Origin of the sequence: Leptospira saintgironsiae (assembly GCF_002811765.1) — a bacterium.
Classification (GTDB): Bacteria; Spirochaetota; Leptospiria; order Leptospirales; family Leptospiraceae; genus Leptospira_B; species Leptospira_B saintgironsiae.
This window is the reverse complement of record NZ_NPDR01000011.1, coordinates 13,881-32,252: the sequence shown is the minus strand read 5'-3', so window position 1 is coordinate 32,252 and position 18,372 is coordinate 13,881. Positions and strand designations below refer to the sequence as shown.

Genomic DNA, 18,372 nt, shown 5'->3' with positions numbered 1-18,372 from the left:
ATATTATGGAGGTAGCAATGGGTTCCAATTTGTTTTTCGTTTTTTTTGTTTTGGAATTGCCCGTAAGGATCGGGCAAGAAATATTGAATTGGATCGCGCCCGTAAAATCCTAGAGATTTTCACCGATCTTGCAGATAATAAATAAGATCAACCAGCCTTCTGGCAGCAAAGGATAGAAATGATATTCGATAAGCTATACGGATTATTTTCCAACGATATGGGAATCGACCTCGGAACCGCAAACACTCTCGTCCATGTAAAAGGGCAAGGTATCGTTCTTTCCGAGCCTTCCGTAGTAGCGGTCCACGCAGCTACGGGCAAAGTGCTCGCAGTAGGCCAGGAAGCTAAGAGAATGTTGGGACGTACTCCCGGCGAGATCGTAGCAATCCGTCCTATGAAAGACGGGGTGATCGCGGACTTTGAAACAGTCGAAAAAATGATCCGCTACTTCATTGCAAAAGTCCATAATAGAACTACTTTCGTAAAACCTAGAATCGTGATTGGAGTTCCTTCCGGGATCACCGAGGTGGAAAGACGTGCGGTCCGTGAATCTGCAGAACAAGCGGGCGCTCGTGAGATCTTCTTGATCGACGAAGCATTAGCAGCTGCGATCGGTGCAAACATTCCGATCAACGAACCTGCTGGTAATATGATCGTGGATATCGGTGGTGGAACTACAGAGATTGCTGTGATCTCTCTTGGTGGTATGGTTATCGCTGAGTCCATCAGAACTGGTGGTGATGAGTTCGATGATGCAATTATCAAATATTTAAGAAACCAATACAACCTGGTTGTTGGGGAAAGAACTGCAGAAGATATTAAACTTACTATCGGTAATGCTTACCCTGAAAAGAAAACCGAGACCATGGAAGTAAAAGGTAGAGATGCAATTTCCGGATTACCTCGTACTCTTGAATTAGAATCTAATGAGATCCGTAAGGCTCTTAAAGAACCAACCGACGAAATTTTAGACGGGATTAAAAGAGTTTTAGAAAGAACTCCTCCTGAACTTGCTTCGGATATCGTAGAAAGAGGGATCGTTCTTACTGGAGGAGGATGTCTTCTTCGCGGATTAGAAACCTATCTTTCTAAAGAAACCGGTGTGCCTGTATTCAGAGCGGAAAACCCTCTGACCTGTGTGGTTCTTGGAACCGGAAAATTCTTGGACGAAGTTAAGTATCTGAAACCAGGGATCCGTTAATTCGGATCTCGGTCTCTGGTTGATCACCATAGTCCGATACGGAATTTTTTATGCTTTGGCTTCAATTTAATAAAAGTAAGGAAACCGTTTCCCTTTTATTCTGTATTGTATTCTCTCTTCTATCCCTGACTTTTAAAAGTAATGTTTTAGTGAGAGGGATTGCAAGTTTCCAGAGAGTGGGGGACTCCGTTTCCGGTTCGATCGACGGAGTTGGGTCCTTCTTTAAAGGAGCTTATACTAAATTAGAATCTTTTGAAGCGGTTCGTCAGGAAAGAGATGCCTGCGTTGCTGCTATAGATGATTATAAACTTCTTCCCCAAGATCTGGAAAGAGTTAGCAGAGAAAACGAAAGTCTCAGAAGAGAATTACGTTTTAATACTAAACAAAAATATTCTACAGTCAAAGCAGAAGTTCTTTCTGTTCGTTTGAATTCTATTTATCGTACTATCATTATAGACAAAGGTTCCGAAGCGGGGATCAAACCTTATATGCCTGTCACTGCAAGAGCTGTGAATCAAAAAGGTGAAATTATAGAAGCTTTAGTCGGAAAGGTGATCGCGGTCACCGGAGGATCCGCAGTGATCCAACCTATTATCAATTCCAATTATAATATGGGTGTTTCCATTCCAGAAAGTAATCTTTGGGCTACTTTATCCGGAAACTCTGGAAGAGGAATGGAAGCATTGATGAATTATATAGATAGTGGTATCATCATTGATCCAAGGATTTTCGGAGATTATCCAATGGGTCCAAGTGAGATGATCCAATACACTGAATCTTTAAGTAAGATAGGAAAACCAGTATATAGTTCTGGTTCTTCCGGAATGTTCCCTCCAGGAATTCCTGTGGGTATAATTACTGAAGAAGGTCCGCGCAACGGAAGTTTTAAAACTGCATTCTTGAAACCTTTTGTTCGTTTTGATATGCTGGAGTCAGTTACTATCTTAATGAAACTTCCTGAAAAATGGGCAGAGACATGGCCGGAAGGACAGAACATTAATATCGAAAATCCTTATTTTGGTGAATTAAATTATCCTAAAGAAGACAGAGAGCCTAAGGCCCCAACTCCTGTTGGAAATAAACCTGCGGAAACTCCTAAACCTCAGAAACCGGAAGGTAATGGTTCCGGATTCTCTGACGAGGAAACAAACTGATGATTTTAGAATATATAGTCATTGGTGCCGGGATTTTGATCTCTCACTTCTTGAACGGAACAAACTTGTTTGAAATTTCTGGATTTAAACCAGACTTTATGGTGATCTTCGTTCTATTCTTTGCTCTCCGTAGGGGAACAATGGCTGGGATTTGGATCGGATTTTTTGGCGGATTACTTTCTGATTCAGGTTTAGGTGGAGAGATCGTAGGAAACGTAGTTACCTATAAAATAGGACTTCACTCGCTTACATTTTGTATTATGGGATATATTGTAGGAAAGTTCGCAAGACCTGCCTATCATGAAAATCAGATTTCCATAATGTTGTATTCTTTGGTTGTGACTTTGATCTCCAGGATTGCATCTTATTTCCTATTCTCTTTATTCTTTCATGAAAATTTAAACTACTCCATCATCAGTACCTCTATTTTTAACGGAGCAATCGCTCCTATATTCTTCTGGGTACTTGGAAAATTGTACAGATTGGAGCAGGCGGAAGGCTAAAATGTTGGGGGGAGGAGGATCTTCTTCAGCCACAGAGTTTAGACTGGAGCGCAGTTTCAGGCTAAGGCTGTACATGTTCTCCGGGCTTGTTGCGTTTGCTTTAATTGCATTCGTAATCCAGTTATTTAATCTTCAGATTGTACAAGGAACGGATAACTCCTTAAAGGCGGAGAAGTTCGTACGAAAAAGTGAAACCATTCCTGCCGCCAGGGGAGAAATGTTTGATAGAAACTTTCTCACTCCTGAAACATCCATGGCGCTTGTTTCTAATTATTCTAGTTTGGATGCAGTATTAAATACTTCTATACTCAAATACGATCCGGTTAGGGTTAAAAATTTCCTACAGGAATTTGCAAGAACTCTCTCTATCCCGATGTCCTATTATGAAGAGGATTTACTCGAGCCTAAATTCTCCAAAAAAATCAAAACTAAAAAACCTTTTGTACTTTTAGAAGCTATCTCTAAGGCTCAGCAGGAACGTATATCAGTTTTTGATAATATATCTAAATATGTTATCTTGGTTCCTTCTCCCAGAAGGATCTATAAGATGGGCCCTGCTCTTGCGCATGTTACTGGTTATATAGGTAAACCAAGTAAAACTGACCTTCTTACCCGTGAGATTAAGTCTTACCAATGGCTTGGAAAAGATGGGTTGGAGCTCCAATACGATTCACGCCTCAGAGGAACTGATGGATTTCGGATCCAAAAAAGAAGTTCCGAAGGGAATATTGAAGAAGAAAGGGTAGTAGAACATTCTACTCCTGGAAATAACCTAGTCCTAACTATAGACAAAGACATTCAACTTGCTGCATATAAGGCCCTCAAAGGCGCCAGAGGAACTGCGATTGCAATGCGTCCTTCCACTGGAGAAATTTTGGCAATGGCTTCTAATCCAAGTTATGATCCGAATGTTCTCTCTGGAAAGAGTAGATCTGAAAGAACTGCACATTATAAGAGGGTGGATGCAAACGGTGGATTTTTAAATCTTGCGATCCAATCTAAATTTCCGCCGGCTTCTACTTATAAAACGTTAGTTGCACTTGCTGCTTTGGAAAGTGGGCATAAGGTGGATTATACTCCAGACACCAGTTACCAATGTAATGGTAGTTATACTTTAAAATCCACATTCGCTGGAGTTCCCGACCAAGTTTTTTACTGTTGGGAGAAGGGTGGTCATGGTACGAATGACCTGGCTCATGCTCTTCAAAAATCATGTTCCGTTTATTTTTATAACCTAGGATACAAACTTGGTTCTGATCCTATCTTGACCTATTCTCGCTTATTCTTGTTGGACCAAAAATCCAAAGTGGATCTTCCGGGAGAGATTTCCGGTCAGGTTCCTTCTCCTGCTTGGAAAAAAAGAATTTATGGAACCAGATGGTTCGATGGAGATACGATCAATCTTTCTATCGGACAAGGATTCATGTCCGTTACTCCTCTTTCTATGACATTGTTCTATGCGGGACTATTAAATAGAGGGCAGATCTATCAACCTTATATAGTCAACGAGATCAGAGATCCATTGGATAATTCAATTATCAATAGAACAGATCCCCAGAGATTAAGTGATATTCCGATCCAATCTTCTACAGTAGAAGCGATTAAAGCTGGACTCAGATTGGTTGTGAAGAATGGAACTGCAGCATTCGTACTAAACAAACCTGGTCTTCCTGATATCGCAGGAAAAACGGGAACAGCCCAAACAAGAAGAAGGGGATCTTCCGGATCCAACCACGCTTGGTTCATAGGATATGCACCTGCAAATGCACCTGTCAGCGAACAAGTATTGGTCGCTGTATTCGTAGAATACGGAGTGGGTGGAGCTGCCGGAGCAGCACCAGTTGCAAGAGAAATGTTTAGAGCCGCTTTTCCTCCTGGAAGTTTCAAAAGAACTGCGGAGATACCTGAGACCGCTCCTGCAGCACCGGAGAATTTACAATGATGTCGGATCGTTCCATAGATAGGATTGACTACTTTTTGGTAGGCTCGGTTATCATAGTTGTAATCTGCAGCGTTCTTACTTTATATTCACAAGAATATAATTTTGATGATCCGAATGTTGGACTCATGAGCCATAAATGGTTCAAACAGTTTTTATTCTTCCTCGGCGGGCTCGTGATCATGTGGTTCGTATCTAGGATCAATTACCAATTGATCGGAGCTTACGCATTATTCGTATACGGATTCGCTATTCTACTATTGGCACTGACTCTCGTTAAATGGATCGGTTATCTTCCTTCCAGTCGAGGAGCAAGATCTTGGATCAAAGTAGGGCCGTTTTTATTGCAGGCCTCAGAGTTTGCAAAACTTGCCACGGTGATCTTACTTGGTCAATATCTAGTATTAAAAGAAAAAGAAATGAAGAAGTTGATAGTGTTAGTCATTCCGTTCGGGATTGTACTTCTTCCTATGGCTTTGATACTTTTACAGCCTGACTTCGGAACAGCTGTATCCTTCTTACCGATCTTATTTACAATGTTGTTCTTGGGTGGAGCTGACTATTTCCATATCGGTTCCTTTATTACATTCGGAGGGATCTCACTTGTTCTTCCAATGTATGTGGAATATTCCAAACTTACATTGCTAAATGATATTCTCGCATTTTTACAAAGAACCGGAAAAACGGACCTTCTATCCGTAGTGAACAGATTAGGTGGAAAAACCTGGCAGGTCTTGGATGGAAAAGAAGTGGCTGGGGCAAATCTAACTCCTAAAACAATCGCTGCTTTGAGAGAAGTATTCGATCAGGTAATCGATTTAGAAGGCAGCTTTATATTTAAGTTACTCTCTAATCAGGGATTATTGATCGGAGTAGGCGCAACACTTATCATATTTAGTATCATCATGATCTTACTTCGGGTTGCTCGGGGAAGTAAAACATTACGTTCTTATTATATTCCTCTTGGGATCTTAGGGATAAGTTTGATCTCTGCGGTAGTTGTAATGAAAACTGTTCCTTTCCGGGAAAACCAGGTCATCCGATTGACTGCATTCTTAAATCCTGATGAGTTCAAACAGGATGCAGGATATCAATTAAGAGCTTCCAAACCTGCAGTTGGTTCCGGAAAATTAGTCGGAAAAGGATTTTTAAATGCGGAGATGACGGAAGGAAAAATCCCTCATGTTCCTGAATCCAGCACTGACTTTATATTCGCATCTTGGGCAGAACAAACAGGTTTCATTGGATCTGTGTTCTTGCTTTTCTTCTTATTCTCTATTCCACTTAGAGGATTGCAGATCAGTTACGAAAGTAAGGATAGATTCGGATCTTTACTCGCGTCAGGGATCGTTGCGATGTTATTCTATCATATGGCGATCAATATCGGGATCGTTCTCGGATTATTGCCGGTGACAGGGATTCCACTTTCCTTCATGAGTTATGGCGGTTCCCACTTACTTATGTCCATGGCAGCAGTCGGGATCATTCTCTCTATCAAGATGAGAAAACACGCAAACTGAAATTTGGATCTGTAAAATGGCTGGTATTGCAAAAAAGCATGCCGATATTCTAACAAAGCCGGCATGGAAAGAGTAAAAGACTCCAGATTTCTATTCGATCTGAAAAGAAAATTCCGCTATATCTTGGAAGAGGTGGAGAAGAATACCTATGACCAAGATTCGGAAGTCAGAGAATTAGAAACAGTCTGGGAAGAAATGTTCGATGTAGCTTCCCGAAACGATACTCCTTATTTTAAAGCAAGACTTTCCAATCTTAAAAGACAGTTAGATGGCTTTGTTAGAAACAAAGCTTACGAAAAACAAGAATTCGATCGTATCTACAGACAATTAGAGAAAATCCGTAAAGACGATACCGTAGAATTTTTAGATGAGTCTATGCGTTCTACATTAGGAAGGATTGCAGAGAATACAAACAGAGTTACTGCTAACGTATCTGGTTCCGGAGTAGAGGCTGGCTCTTTGGGTGGAATACCTTTACTTCTTACTTTCAGATGCGGCACAGTTCATTTTATAGTAAAGTCTGGACCTAAAAAAATATTCAGAAATGTGCATAGAAACAAGGATAAGGTCCTATACGAAGGAAAAAAATATCCCATCTTCCCAAGCAGATCTATTTATTTTTCTTGGGAAGGAGAAGGTAGGGCTTGGGAAACAGAACCGGGTTCATTACTCATGATACGTTATCCTGAAGGGAATAGATTCTTTAGATGTGATGCATTAGGCGATACATTCCGTATCCCTGAAGATACTTTTAAAAGAAGATTACAACCGACTGACAAACAATCCTCCGAGATCCGCTATTATTTCCGCAAGGCGGGAGTTCGGTATTATTATATTCCCCAAAAAGGGGAGTGAAAAATCTTCCAAAGATTATTCATAAAAGTAATTCTTTTATCTTCAAAAAAGTCTGTATTTAGATTATGGGAATATCATGAAGTTATCTCGAGCTGGTTTATTGTTCTTACTATCTATTTGTATAAGTAATTGTATTTTTACAATTGGTGACGGATATAAGGAAGCAGTTAGAAAGTATTCTGATTTATCCGACTTTAAAACGAATAAGATATACTTAAGCGTATCTGACGAATATAGCCGCCAGGTTGAAGAGATTAAAAGTAAATCAGGAAGTATTGAAAGAATTACTAGACTCCCTCTTCCTGAATCATACATGATTATAAGAGATGCGGTTTATTATGAGCTTCGTGGTAAATATAAATTAGATGTAGAATTAGGTCCGCCGCAAGGGAAAAATCCCTATAGTATTGTACTAACACCTATGAAGCCTAGATTTGAGACATCAGTTTCCAAGGTAACGGTTGTTATGAACCGAGATAAGGATCCTACTTATAAATTAGAAATTACTAATGAAGGATGGTTTACGCTAATTGTTATTGTACCATTCTTTAATAGACCTAAAACGTATGATCAGTTGGGAGAAATCATCGCTGAAAATATATATAAGTCAATTAGTGAAAAACCGGCGAATTAATAAAAAACTCACCTAACGCCATAACAACGTAATTTGGTTTGCATTTTTAAGGATATCGGAGAAAATCCGAGGCCTTTACGATGCAATACAATACCTCTTTCTGGGACAATTGGACATTCGAAAGTCTTTTCGATCTATATTCGAAAGGTCCTGATTTTTCGAATTCTAAAGAATTAAAAATAAATAAAGAGACAAATTCCTATGATTGGGATGAGGTTTGCACAGCCTGTGTCCAGATAGAAAGTCTATTTCATTTGATAAATGAACTTGTACTAAGAGAAAAAATATTCTATGATCATAAATTCTCAGCTGGCTGGAATTCCTTCGAAAGTCTAGATTCCTTGGACGGAAGTCTTCTCATCTCAGTCGATATACCTACGGATGAACCAGAAGTAAAAGATTCCAGAAACGAAGCCTTAAAACTATTATGCGCCACTGATCTGATGAAAATACATCAGGAAGAAAATCTGATAGGTTATAGAGAGAATAAACAATCTCCGCACGAGTATTTCAGCCAAGTAGTTTGGGGAGCCGCGGGTAATTTAGGAAGAAGTACATTTTTAGGAGCGCATTATGTTGCTCATCCGATCCGTGCTTCTCTTTTGGAACAGGTACCTTTGTTCAAACCAAGCGCGGATATTAATTCAGAAGTCAAAGAATGGATAGATGAAGAGAGAGTGAAGGTATTCACAAGCCTTACTCCAGTCGGAAGAATGAATAATTTTCAGCTGATCCTTCCTCCGCTCGTGACTGAGGTGTTAGAATCTTCTTCTTCTCTTTCCGAAATAATTCCTGCTACGATTGAAACCAGGGAAAAATATAAAAAGATCAGAGAATGGATCGGTGAATACCAAACTGCTTTAGAAAGTGAAAATCCATCTCAGATCTCGAAATTTAAGAAAACATTATATAACGTAAGCCAAGATCTGGAAAAAATGAGAAAGCCTGGAGAGTTGGGAGATACTAAAGTTGGAATGTCTTATATCAGCTTGAATCTTCCGACCCCGAAAATACCTGATCTCAGAAAGTATTTTGGAATAAGAAGTGCGCTAAATAAACTTCTGCTCAGCCCAAAAGGAGAGAAGGCATTATTAAAATTATTGAAATGGTTTGGATGCGAGAAGGGAGAAGAACTGGGGACGATTCGGAAATATTTTCTATTATAAAATTGAAATATAGGAGAAGGCCCGAAGGCGGAGAGATTACTCTCCGTCCTCGAGTAGATTGTTCAAACTATCTAGTAGAACATCTACTTCTACACCGTAACCCATACAAACTTGCTCGATAGTTTCGAGTTCGTTGATGGAGCAATGAGAGCATCCGCCCAAATGATAGCTTGAAAATACCAATCCTGCTTCAGGATGAAGACCAATTGCTTCGCCTACAGTCATTTCTTTAAAAAATCTTGGCTTGACCGCTTCCGACATGGGGAAAATCTCCTAAGTACTGGTTTAAGTTCCAGTATATAGACTCCCTAGGCCAAAGTCAATTCCATGTTTTTTCAAGAAACCGGCAAATTCTATATTCGTATCGAAGAAAGGTTCGAATCTTCTCATTATCTTTATAAATACTTCCCTGACGGCTCAGATGAGCCAATCCATGGGCATTCCTTTAAGGTAGAAGTTTATCTCTCCGGCCAAAAGAATATTGGAGAAGACGGGATCAGTTTCGACTTTTTGACCTCTAAACGTAAGCTTAAGGAGTTAGTGGCAGAGTTAGACCATATTCTGATTAACGATCATGCTGATTTTAAGAAGACAAATCCAACTTCTGAAAATATGGCTCGTTGGTTTTATTATGGCCTAAAGGATAGTGTGGCTGAGGCGAAAGGCAAAGTAGATCGGATCGTGATCCACGAAGGCCCAGAGAACTTAGCTTACTTCGAGCCCTTCGAGCGCCCCTAGAAGCGAGAAGCCCGGAGGGTGCTTGAACGAAGTGAAAGCAAATTTTAAATAAACAAACTGCACTCAAATCACAGCGAACGTACATTTGATAAAAATCAAATTTTACCGTACGTAAAAAGAAAAACCAAATTTGCCACTGCATAAGAGATCGTGAAATAAAAACCGATCCGCAAAGGCCTAGGAAGCCTCATCACTCCACATAGAACAAAGTGGACTGCTAAAAAACAAAGAGCCAAAGTGTTTGTCCATAAAACGGCTTTCACTGGTTCAGAGTCTGCTCCATATAAAAGAAGAAGGACCGTAGGCAATAACCCCAGAAAACTCATGAACCCACCAGTTGCGATCCAAACCATTAGGATCATTCTGGACTGTCTTTCGTCCGGATGTTGGAAGACCGAGATCGCTCCTCCCACTACTAGCTGGTGTAGAAAACCGTGGAATGCGTAGACCAAACTTACGCATAAAAATAGGATCGTAGGCAGGTTAAGATGGTTCAGGTCTGACAACTGGAAAACTCCGGAGTTCTTATCGACTCACAAATCTTACGGAAAGGCTTTCACTTCACAACTAATTTACTGTTGACCTTCGATTGAAAAAAAAGAAGATAACAGGCCGGACATGAATCAAACCCTTTGGACTCCCAGTCCCGAACTCATTCAAAACTCAAGACTTACTGAATTTCAAAATTTTGCCGAACAAAAGATCGGTAAAAAATTCAAAAACTATGCAGAGTTACATTCCTGGTCTGCTGAATTCCCTGAAAAATTTTGGGGACTGATTTGGGAATTCGCTCCAGTCATTCATTCTAAAACATACGAAGATATTATCCGACCTGGAAAAACTTTTAGAGAAGCTCAATTCTTTCCGGGAGCAAAACTAAACTTTGCCCAAAACTTACTCCGAAAAAAAGACGATACAGTCGCAATCTTTTACAGGGGAGAAAGTGGAGCGGAGAAGAGCCTGACTTATTCTGAACTTTATAAAAATGTAGGAGCACTCGCTGCCTATTTTAGATCAGAAGGTGTCGAGCCTGGAGATAGGATCGCAGGACTTATGCCGAATGTTCCGGATACCGTTCTTGCGATGTTAGCTGCCACGAGTATAGGTGCTGTTTGGACATCATGTTCTCCAGACTTTGGAGTTAAGGGTGTATTAGATCGATTCGGCCAGATCAAACCTAAAATTCTGATCACAACAGATCTGTATGAATTTAAAGGTAAGTCTCTTCCACTTGCGACGATTGTCCAAGAGATATCTTCTCAACTTCCGGATCTAAAAAAGATCCTAATTTCTGAATATCCTCGCTTAGGATCAGACGATCAGAAAAATATCACGGATGGATTCCCTAATAACGCAATTCCATTAGAAGAATCTTATAAATCTTTTTTGGGAAAAGAACCAGAATTTTACCAAACATCTTTTGATCATCCTGTTTATATCATGTACTCTTCTGGAACAACAGGACTTCCTAAATGTATGGTCCAAGGTTCAGGAGTTTTTCTAAATCATTGGAAGGAACTCGCGCTGCATACGGACCTGAGAGAGGGGGATGGGATCTTCTATTATACTACCTGCGGGTGGATGATGTGGAACTGGCTCGTGAGTTCCCTTTCTATCGGAGCAACAGTGCATTTATTCGATGGAAATCCATTTTATCCGGATCCTGGAGTATTATTCCGTTACGTTTCTGATCGTAAGGTAAAAGTATTCGGAGTAGGAGCTAAGTATATTCTTAGTTTGGAGAAGGAAAAATACAAACCAAGCGTAGACCTATCTTCTGTAAAAGCTGTATTGTCCACAGGATCACCATTGCCAGGATATGGATTCGATTATGTATACGAATCTTGGAAGAAGGACCTAAGACTTTCCTCTATTTCGGGAGGAACCGATCTGAATGGATGTTTTGCATTAGGAAATCCTAATTTACCTGTACATTCCGGGGAATTACAATCATTAGGTCTCGGAATGGCAGTCCAAATTTTTGATGATTCCGGAAAACCAGTCCAGGGACAAAAGGGAGAGCTAGTTTGTACAAAACCGTTTCCTTCTATGCCATTAGAATTTTGGAATGATCCTGATGGAAAAAAATACATAGGCGCTTATTTCGATACGTATTCCAATATATGGAGACATGGTGATTTTGCAGAAATTCTTCCTAATGGAGGGATGGTAGTATATGGAAGATCAGATGCTACCTTGAATCCAGGAGGAGTTCGTATTGGAACCGCGGACTTATATAGCTTATTAGAAACTATTTCAGAAATCGCTGACTCAGTAGTGATCGGTCAAGAATGGAAGGACGATGTAAGAGTGATCTTATTCTTAAAAATGGCCCCAGGTGCAATTTTGGATCCTTCATTTGAATCCAAGATTAAAAAGGAGATCAAGGATAAGGTTTCTCCTCGTCATGTTCCGTCCAAGATCGTTCAAGTTGCGGATATTCCTTATACTCGGAATATGAAGAAGGTAGAGATCGCTGTTAAAAAAACAGTACAAGGGGAAGCTGTTACGAATCAAGACGCTCTCATCAATCCTGAATCATTAGAATATTATAAAAATATCCCGGAGCTTCAAACAGATTAGATCTGCTTTTGCGAGTATTTTGTTTTCGAAAGTTTACCTTTCTGAAAAAGAAGTCTCTATGATCAGATCAGTATTTTCCCAAATATATTCAGTTTCGATGGGAGAAGCCAGATATTCTGCAGAGTTTTGTGAACTGGAATAAGGATCCTCAGATTCTTTCAAACTACGCACATAAAAAGTAGCAAGCCCTGCTAATCCTAAAAGTAAAACTGCGGCTATTGCTGCCTGCCATACGAATATATTTTTAGAAACTTCTTGTATTTCTGCTTTGGCGATTACTTTGCCCGCGATCCTTTTAGCAAGATCAGGATCTTTGAGTAAGGATCCAATTTTTCGGTCTAGATCGGCATCGATATTAGGTTCTTTCATTTTTCTTCTCTTCCTTTTTGATTCGATGCAAACCGGGATAACCATTCTTTTGCTCTGGAGATCCTGGACTTAACAGTTCCTTCGGAGATCGCTAATTTTTTAGCAATCGATTCCATCTTCTCGCCACCCAACCTAAGAATCATAGTTTCTTTATATGGAGAAGGCAAGAGATTAATTTGAGATTCTATCCATTTACGTTTGTCCGGGTCTGGTTCGATCGCTGCTATATCTTGTTCTTTCTTTTCGGAAACTTTTATCTCTGCTTGTAGTTTTGAATAAGCTCTTCCTTCTCTATTCCATTTTCGGATTGCTCTTCTGCATTCGTTTCTGGCAGCAACATATAACCAACGATTTGCATCTTGAGGATCCAAACTTGGTCTGTTTTTGAACTTAAGGTAATATCTTAAATATGTATCTTGGACCAGGTCCTCAACTAGAGAAGCCATCCCAGGCAAAATATGCCTACGGATGGACTTGAGGACAGTCTCCTTACTGGATTCTATGATCCGGATTAATTCGGGTTCCGTCATTCTATCTACAGTCTCTATCTCCTGGAGGAGGGCCGGGAGGCGGACCATGGTGATGAGGAAAATCCCTTCTTTCCTTCAGCCTATTTAGTCTTTCCTTATGGAGTTGGTTTAGCTTTTGTTTTTGATCAGGAGTCAGAATGGACTCAAATTCCAATCTTCCTTTTATATGCAGAAATCTTAATTCAAATTGTATGTCGCTGATCTCTTTCAGTTTGGATTTTACTGCTACCAGATCTACTTTCGGAGATTCTAATAGCTTTCGTAAGGATTCGTGAAGAGAAGGTAACTTCTCCCCTACACTCCGACTAATATTTTGTCTTTTTTCGGTTGCGGCCTTTGCCTTATCGATTTGCTCAGGAGTTAAAGAAAGTTCTTTGGAAAACTTTTCAAAATTTCTATCTTCTCTTTCTCTTGGGCCTGGACCTCCACCTGGTATAAAAAAATCAAATGGTTCCGGGCCAAATGGGGGTGGAGGAGGGGGCTCTGCAAATAAGAAACTTACTGATCCAAAGACAAGTAAAAGAAGAACGAGTAATTTAAGTTTTTTAAAATCCAAAACGATCACCTACTATTTCTGACGAATTATTTTTATTGTGTACTAGTGCTAGAAGAACTTCCGGAAGAAATCGTACTACTTGTACAATTTACTTCTCCCTTTATACTGACGGAAGGACCTGAAACATTCTGCGTATTATAACATGTCTCTCCATCTTGGGTATAACACATACTTGTAGAAGTAGCGGAAGTACAATTGATATTATCTACAGTATAACATTGGGTAAGAGAAAGTGCGACACTTCCACTTGAAACTGCGGTGCCGACCAGATCCAAATCCACATTAAGATAAGAAAGAGCCTGGGAACTGGAAACACTTGTATCTACAGGCACGCCACTTCCTCCCCAATAAATTTTACCGTAATTAGAAACCACTGCTGATGTTCCGATTCCTCCCGAATATGAGAAACCTTGAGTAGAATCAATGGAGCCTTGGTTTTGCGTAGCATCGTATAAAAACTTGAGATATAGATATTCACCTGTTTTAAAGTATAATCTTGTGATCACTGTATATAAGTTTGTGGTGCTTGTACTTGTTGTAGTCGTAGTAGTGGTGCTCGTGCTGGAAGAACTATAAGGAGTAGCTGTCCCACAGCTTGCAGTCTTATCCATATCCAATTCTCCATCTATATTGAATGCAACTCCGTCCCCGAAAACAGTTAAGCTTACCTTATCCGCATCTCGATTTTGGCAGGATAAAAAACAAAATAAGAAGAACACTAAGTAGGTTTGTGGGCTTTGGATATTGGTTTGGATGAATGGATACAAAATAGGATTCCAGGATTCTCTCTTTGTATATAGGTAAACCCGGAGAGGGGAAAACGTTCCCTGATTCTTACTAAAAAAACATATTTATCTGATCGACTCTAGTATGAGAGATCCTTGTTTTTTCCCTTGATCCATAAGGGCTAAGAAAATATAAAAGAATGGTGTTTCGAATATTCGGACTTCTATTTTCGTTTTTTATACTTTCTCCTTTATTCTCTCAAAACATCTCTGGTTCTCGTTTAGAAGAGATCCAAAAAAGAGGTGAATTGAGAGTTACTGGAAATCGCAACTTCGACCCATTTTATATATCTGACCCCAAAGATGGTTTTCCCGGATTCGATGTTGAACTTGGAAAAAAATACGCTGAGTTCTTGGGAGTAAAATACACATTTACAAACCGTCCAGAATTTGAAGATTACGCGGAAGCAATCAAGAACGGAGAAGCGGATATCGCATTTTCGGGCTTGAGTTCTACATTAGAAAGATCTAAAAAAGGAAGTTTCAGTTCTCCTTATTTGGTTTCCACACCTGGAGCTTTGGTAAATAAGAATGCACTTCCTCCTCCTCCGGAAGGAAATATTATCTCTACAGTATATTTCAGAAGTATAAAGGACTTGGAAAGTGTAAGCGGGCTTAGCTTTTCAGTTCGTGCATTTTCTTCCAGCCACGAATATCTTTTAAGTATTTTTCCGAATTCCAGGATATTCACTTACGGTTCTATGGAAAGCGCTTGGAATTCTGTGAAAGAAGGACAGGCAAATTGTTTTGTGGGAGATTCTCTTTATATCAAGGGACTTCTGCTAAAACAAAAAAGTATTTTATCTAATTTTAGGGCACTTATGGAGCCAGTTCAAGAAAATCATGTGAGTGCTTTACTTCCTAAAGGTGATATTTACTTCTCCCGTAATTTTGAATTTTTTCTGTCGGAATTCAAACGAACAGGAGAATTGAAAAGTTTAGAGGATAAGTATTTTAACAGAAGCGACTGGGTGAAATAAAAACAGTCTAATCCGTATGGCGACTTTGGCAAAAAGAAAGGTCCAAAATTCTCCCGGACAGATCTATGTGGATTCCAGTTGTATAGATTGTGAAACCTGCAGGATCTTAGCCTCCGATATATTCGGAGAAGACCAAACAGGTTCCTTCGTTAAAAAACAACCTGAATCAGAATCCGAAAAATTCCAAGCCTTACAGGCGTTAGTTGCTTGCCCTACAGCTTCTATTGGAACAGAAGATCGGATTGATCTCACGGAAGCCAAATTATCTTTTCCAAGACAGATCCAAGACGAGGTCTATCATTGTGGTTTCCATTCAAAGGATTCGTTCGGCGCCTTCTCCTATTTAATTGTAAGGGAAGAAGGTAACGTACTTGTGGATTCTCCTAGATATATTCCATCACTTTCTGAAAAGATAAAAAACCTAGGCGGGATCAAATATCATTTTCTAACACATAGAGATGATGTTGCAGATCACGAAAAATTTCATAATGATTTCGGAACTCAAAGGATCATTCATGAAGGAGATCTATCTGCAGTTCCAAATGCGGAAATAGTGATTAGAGGAAAAGAACCATTCGCACTTGAGCAGGATCTATTGGTAATACCTGGGCCGGGACATACAAAGGGACATTCTACTCTATTATATAAACATAAATTTCTATTTTCTGGAGACCATCTAGCATTTGATCCTAAAAAAGAAAGGCTGATCGCTTTTAGGGGTGCTTGCTGGTATTCTTGGGAAGAACAAACCAAGTCCATGCAGGACTTGGAAAATTATAATTTTGAGTGGCTTCTTCCAGGCCACGGGCACCCCACTCATACGGATCGGAAGCATATGAGTGAGATGCTTAGGTCCTGCGTTCTATGGATGCAAAAACGTTAGAATGATTCCCTGCTTCCTAAATATTCTTCCTGGCCTGAAAACACACTTTCAGCGTAGGCAGGAACTCCTCCCCATTTTTTAACCGCTCCCGGTCCCGCATTATATGCGAGAAGAGCTATGCGGATATTTCCCTCATGTGTTTCTAAAAGATGGTTCAGATAAGAGACTCCAAGATGGATATTTGTCTCGGGCTCCAGTAAGTCTTGTTTTTTGATATGTTTTCCTTCCCAAGATGCGATCCAGGATCCGGTCCCGGGCATGATCTGCATGAGCCCAAGTGCATTCTTCTTGGATCTTGCTTTTCGGTAGAATTCTGACTCCGTTTTGATGATCCCGAGAAGTAACCCTGCCTTCTCTCCTTTTTGGCAATAAACTCCGCAGGCGCTATTATTGATCCTTTCTGATTCCTTTTCTACGGTTAAGGAGAGAAGTTCCAGCTCTGTTTCAGTAAGGCTTGGTCTCTCTGAGCGAATGTATTCTTTGATTTGGGCGCTTTCCGGTAAGGAGATCCTACCAGGAGTGCTCTTTCCGATCAGGGAACCCGCGATTGGGGCCACGAATGATTGGTAGAGCAGGGGTAACGAGGCGATGAATATGTATCTTTTTCTAACTTTAGGCTGGAGCATTCTCCTTGCCTCCTCTTATAGTGCATTGCACTATATATGACCAGTCTTTTTGCGGCGCACTACGGGCCAAGTAAAAAAAAGCCCGGTTTTAGAAGTTTGGAAAAAAAAGTCGGGTTTTCGGGGGAGAATCTGGCCCTTAAGAAATTAAAAAAGGAAGAGTAAAGGAGCACCGGAAACATTTTTCATTTTGGAAATAAATTTCCAAAAGAAGAGTAAATCTTTCGGTATAAAAAATTTCAAAATATAGATCAGAACATTTAGAGGGAGTTTGGAAATAAATTTACTAACCTTAAATGAGTATTTATTTTTGCGTTCGCTTCTCAAAACGATTCTCAATCTGAAATAATTATAACATTCGATTTATTTAATATAATTTATGAAAAATAAAATTTTTGATGCAAATTTTTGTAACTGCTTCGTCATAATATTTAGAACCGGGGATTTGTTGAATAAACAAGTCTGAATAAAAAAGAAAAACTCACTCGCGATGATCGATCCCGCGACAGAGAAAATTTAAAGATACATTACAAAAAGCTAAATCCGTATTCGTCGGATTCGATTTCTAAAAACAAAAACTCTGAAATCGGATATTTTCTGGGGAAAAATAATGAGGGTATCTTTAGCTCTGTCCGTACTATGCCTTATTGCATTTTCGCAATGTGCCCAAATGGGAAATCCAACTAGCGATCTTACTTGGGAAGAAAAACAACTTCTCTGGGTAGCCTATGGAGAAGAAATGAAAGGCGGATTACAACTTACAAAATCAGCGGCTCAAAAATGGGGCCTCGGTATAGATGTATATCCAGCCAAAACTAGAGTGGATAGAATGAGAAACACTATAGCATTTACCGAATCGGGTAAATGTCATGTAGAGGGTATCTCACAAAAAAATATAAAAGACTGCCAACTATTCTCTTCTAATCCATTTTATCTCGCTGCATGTTCTATCAGCGCAACTACAAGTATAGAAAACAGTGTCATTTTTATTTTTAAAGACAGGATCAAAGCAACTGCAGATGCAATGAGGATGGAAGGAAGCACCATCGATGCAAAAGAATATATCATCGCAACTGTCGCCCATGAAGTGGGGCATTGCCTTGGATTACAACATTCTCAAGATCCTAAAGATCTGATGTTCCCTATGTTGACTGGAAATGTATTCGAACCAAGCAGAACGGAAATGCATGCTGCACAAGCATTGTATGATACCTCTCTGCCGCCTGGTTCCATAGATGATTCTAATCTTTATACGAAACAATCAGACTTTACTTACTTAAAACAATATACCGTACCTTCGTTTGCGGTATTCGGAAATATAAATATGGAAAAGGAAGACTGATAACCCCAGAA

20 protein-coding genes are annotated in these 18,372 nt (G+C 39.8%); 13 read left to right on the top strand and 7 right to left on the bottom strand.

Features of this window, described 5'->3' with window-relative positions; translation table 11 throughout:
* Positions 1-178 precede the first annotated feature (178 nt).
* The 8 genes from CH362_RS17565 to CH362_RS17530 all read left to right on the top strand — a co-directional run bounded on the left by CH362_RS17565 (position 179) and on the right by CH362_RS17530 (position 8,972).
* On the top strand, positions 179-1,201 hold the full coding sequence (locus CH362_RS17565) for a rod shape-determining protein (protein ID WP_008595388.1): 1,023 nt from the start codon (positions 179-181) through the stop codon (positions 1,199-1,201).
* Positions 1,202-1,251: 50 nt separating this feature from the next.
* Positions 1,252-2,355: a rod shape-determining protein MreC gene (gene mreC / locus CH362_RS17560; RefSeq protein ID WP_100711621.1), complete on the top strand. Its 1,104-nt coding sequence runs from the start codon at positions 1,252-1,254 to the stop codon at positions 2,353-2,355.
* Positions 2,355-2,858, top strand: coding sequence for a rod shape-determining protein MreD (gene mreD, locus CH362_RS17555; RefSeq protein WP_100708168.1), 504 nt, complete (start codon positions 2,355-2,357; stop codon positions 2,856-2,858). The genes mreC and mreD overlap by 1 nt, the downstream gene beginning before the upstream one ends.
* Before the next feature lies 1 nt (position 2,859).
* The gene (gene mrdA / locus CH362_RS17550) at positions 2,860-4,800 is read left to right on the top strand and encodes a penicillin-binding protein 2 (protein WP_100711620.1); all 1,941 of its coding nucleotides are present in this window, start codon (positions 2,860-2,862) and stop codon (positions 4,798-4,800) included.
* Positions 4,797-6,317 (top strand): rod shape-determining protein RodA, encoded by a 1,521-nt coding sequence (rodA, locus tag CH362_RS17545; protein WP_100711619.1) that lies wholly within the window; start codon positions 4,797-4,799, stop codon positions 6,315-6,317. Before mrdA ends, rodA begins: the two co-directional genes overlap by 4 nt.
* A gap of 63 nt (positions 6,318-6,380) precedes the next feature.
* Positions 6,381-7,172: a hypothetical protein gene (locus CH362_RS17540; protein WP_100711618.1), complete on the top strand. Its 792-nt coding sequence runs from the start codon at positions 6,381-6,383 to the stop codon at positions 7,170-7,172.
* 76 nt (positions 7,173-7,248) lie between these two features.
* On the top strand, positions 7,249-7,806 hold the full coding sequence (locus CH362_RS17535; protein WP_100711617.1) for a hypothetical protein: 558 nt from the start codon (positions 7,249-7,251) through the stop codon (positions 7,804-7,806).
* Positions 7,807-7,886: 80 nt separating this feature from the next.
* Positions 7,887-8,972: a hypothetical protein gene (locus CH362_RS17530; protein WP_100711616.1), complete on the top strand. Its 1,086-nt coding sequence runs from the start codon at positions 7,887-7,889 to the stop codon at positions 8,970-8,972.
* A 36-nt stretch (positions 8,973-9,008) separates the two neighbouring features.
* On the opposite strand, the gene CH362_RS17525 is transcribed toward CH362_RS17530, so the two are convergent.
* A complete protein-coding gene (locus CH362_RS17525) occupies positions 9,009-9,233 on the bottom strand; it encodes a DUF1858 domain-containing protein (RefSeq protein WP_008593840.1) in 225 nt (74 codons plus the stop codon).
* A 66-nt stretch (positions 9,234-9,299) separates the two neighbouring features.
* On the opposite strand from CH362_RS17525, the gene CH362_RS17520 reads away from it, so the two are divergent.
* Positions 9,300-9,710 carry a 6-carboxytetrahydropterin synthase gene (locus CH362_RS17520; protein ID WP_100711615.1) on the top strand — a complete coding sequence of 137 codons (411 nt, stop codon included), beginning with the start codon at positions 9,300-9,302 and terminating at the stop codon, positions 9,708-9,710.
* A 95-nt stretch (positions 9,711-9,805) separates the two neighbouring features.
* Here the strand turns inward: CH362_RS17520 and CH362_RS17515 are convergent, their stop codons facing one another.
* On the bottom strand, positions 9,806-10,216 hold the full coding sequence (locus tag CH362_RS17515) for a hypothetical protein (RefSeq protein WP_100711614.1): 411 nt from the start codon (positions 10,214-10,216) through the stop codon (positions 9,806-9,808).
* Positions 10,217-10,328: 112 nt separating this feature from the next.
* Between CH362_RS17515 and CH362_RS17510 the strand changes: the two genes are divergently transcribed.
* Entirely contained in the window at positions 10,329-12,293 is a 1,965-nt protein-coding gene (locus CH362_RS17510; RefSeq protein ID WP_100711613.1) for an acetoacetate--CoA ligase, read from the top strand.
* Positions 12,294-12,326: 33 nt separating this feature from the next.
* On the opposite strand, the gene CH362_RS17505 is transcribed toward CH362_RS17510, so the two are convergent.
* The 4 genes from CH362_RS17505 to CH362_RS17490 are packed head-to-tail and all read right to left on the bottom strand — an operon-like array spanning position 12,327 to position 14,515.
* Complete coding sequence (locus CH362_RS17505; RefSeq protein WP_100711612.1) at positions 12,327-12,662, bottom strand: hypothetical protein; 336 nt, start codon at positions 12,660-12,662, stop codon at positions 12,327-12,329.
* Positions 12,659-13,192, bottom strand: a complete 534-nt coding sequence (locus CH362_RS17500; protein WP_100711611.1) for an RNA polymerase sigma factor — start codon at positions 13,190-13,192, stop codon at positions 12,659-12,661. The genes CH362_RS17505 and CH362_RS17500 overlap by 4 nt, the downstream gene beginning before the upstream one ends.
* A gap of 1 nt (position 13,193) precedes the next feature.
* On the bottom strand, positions 13,194-13,757 hold the full coding sequence (locus tag CH362_RS17495) for a Spy/CpxP family protein refolding chaperone (RefSeq protein WP_100711610.1): 564 nt from the start codon (positions 13,755-13,757) through the stop codon (positions 13,194-13,196).
* A gap of 23 nt (positions 13,758-13,780) precedes the next feature.
* The gene (locus CH362_RS17490; protein WP_100711609.1) at positions 13,781-14,515 is read right to left on the bottom strand and encodes an LIC10920 family plasminogen-binding lipoprotein; all 735 of its coding nucleotides are present in this window, start codon (positions 14,513-14,515) and stop codon (positions 13,781-13,783) included.
* A gap of 158 nt (positions 14,516-14,673) precedes the next feature.
* On the opposite strand from CH362_RS17490, the gene CH362_RS17485 reads away from it, so the two are divergent.
* A complete protein-coding gene (locus CH362_RS17485) occupies positions 14,674-15,513 on the top strand; it encodes a substrate-binding periplasmic protein (protein WP_100711608.1) in 840 nt (279 codons plus the stop codon).
* Positions 15,514-15,529: 16 nt separating this feature from the next.
* Positions 15,530-16,396, top strand: a complete 867-nt coding sequence (locus tag CH362_RS17480; RefSeq protein ID WP_100711607.1) for an MBL fold metallo-hydrolase — start codon at positions 15,530-15,532, stop codon at positions 16,394-16,396.
* Here CH362_RS17480 and CH362_RS17475 read toward each other — a convergent pair.
* Entirely contained in the window at positions 16,393-17,022 is a 630-nt protein-coding gene (locus tag CH362_RS17475) for a lytic transglycosylase domain-containing protein (RefSeq protein WP_100711606.1), read from the bottom strand. The two genes, CH362_RS17480 and CH362_RS17475, sit on opposite strands and share 4 nt — an antisense overlap.
* Before the next feature lie 607 nt (positions 17,023-17,629).
* Here CH362_RS17475 and CH362_RS17470 point away from each other — a divergent pair.
* The gene (locus tag CH362_RS17470; protein WP_244280634.1) at positions 17,630-18,361 is read left to right on the top strand and encodes a matrixin family metalloprotease; all 732 of its coding nucleotides are present in this window, start codon (positions 17,630-17,632) and stop codon (positions 18,359-18,361) included.
* The last annotated feature ends 11 nt before the right edge of the window (positions 18,362-18,372 follow it).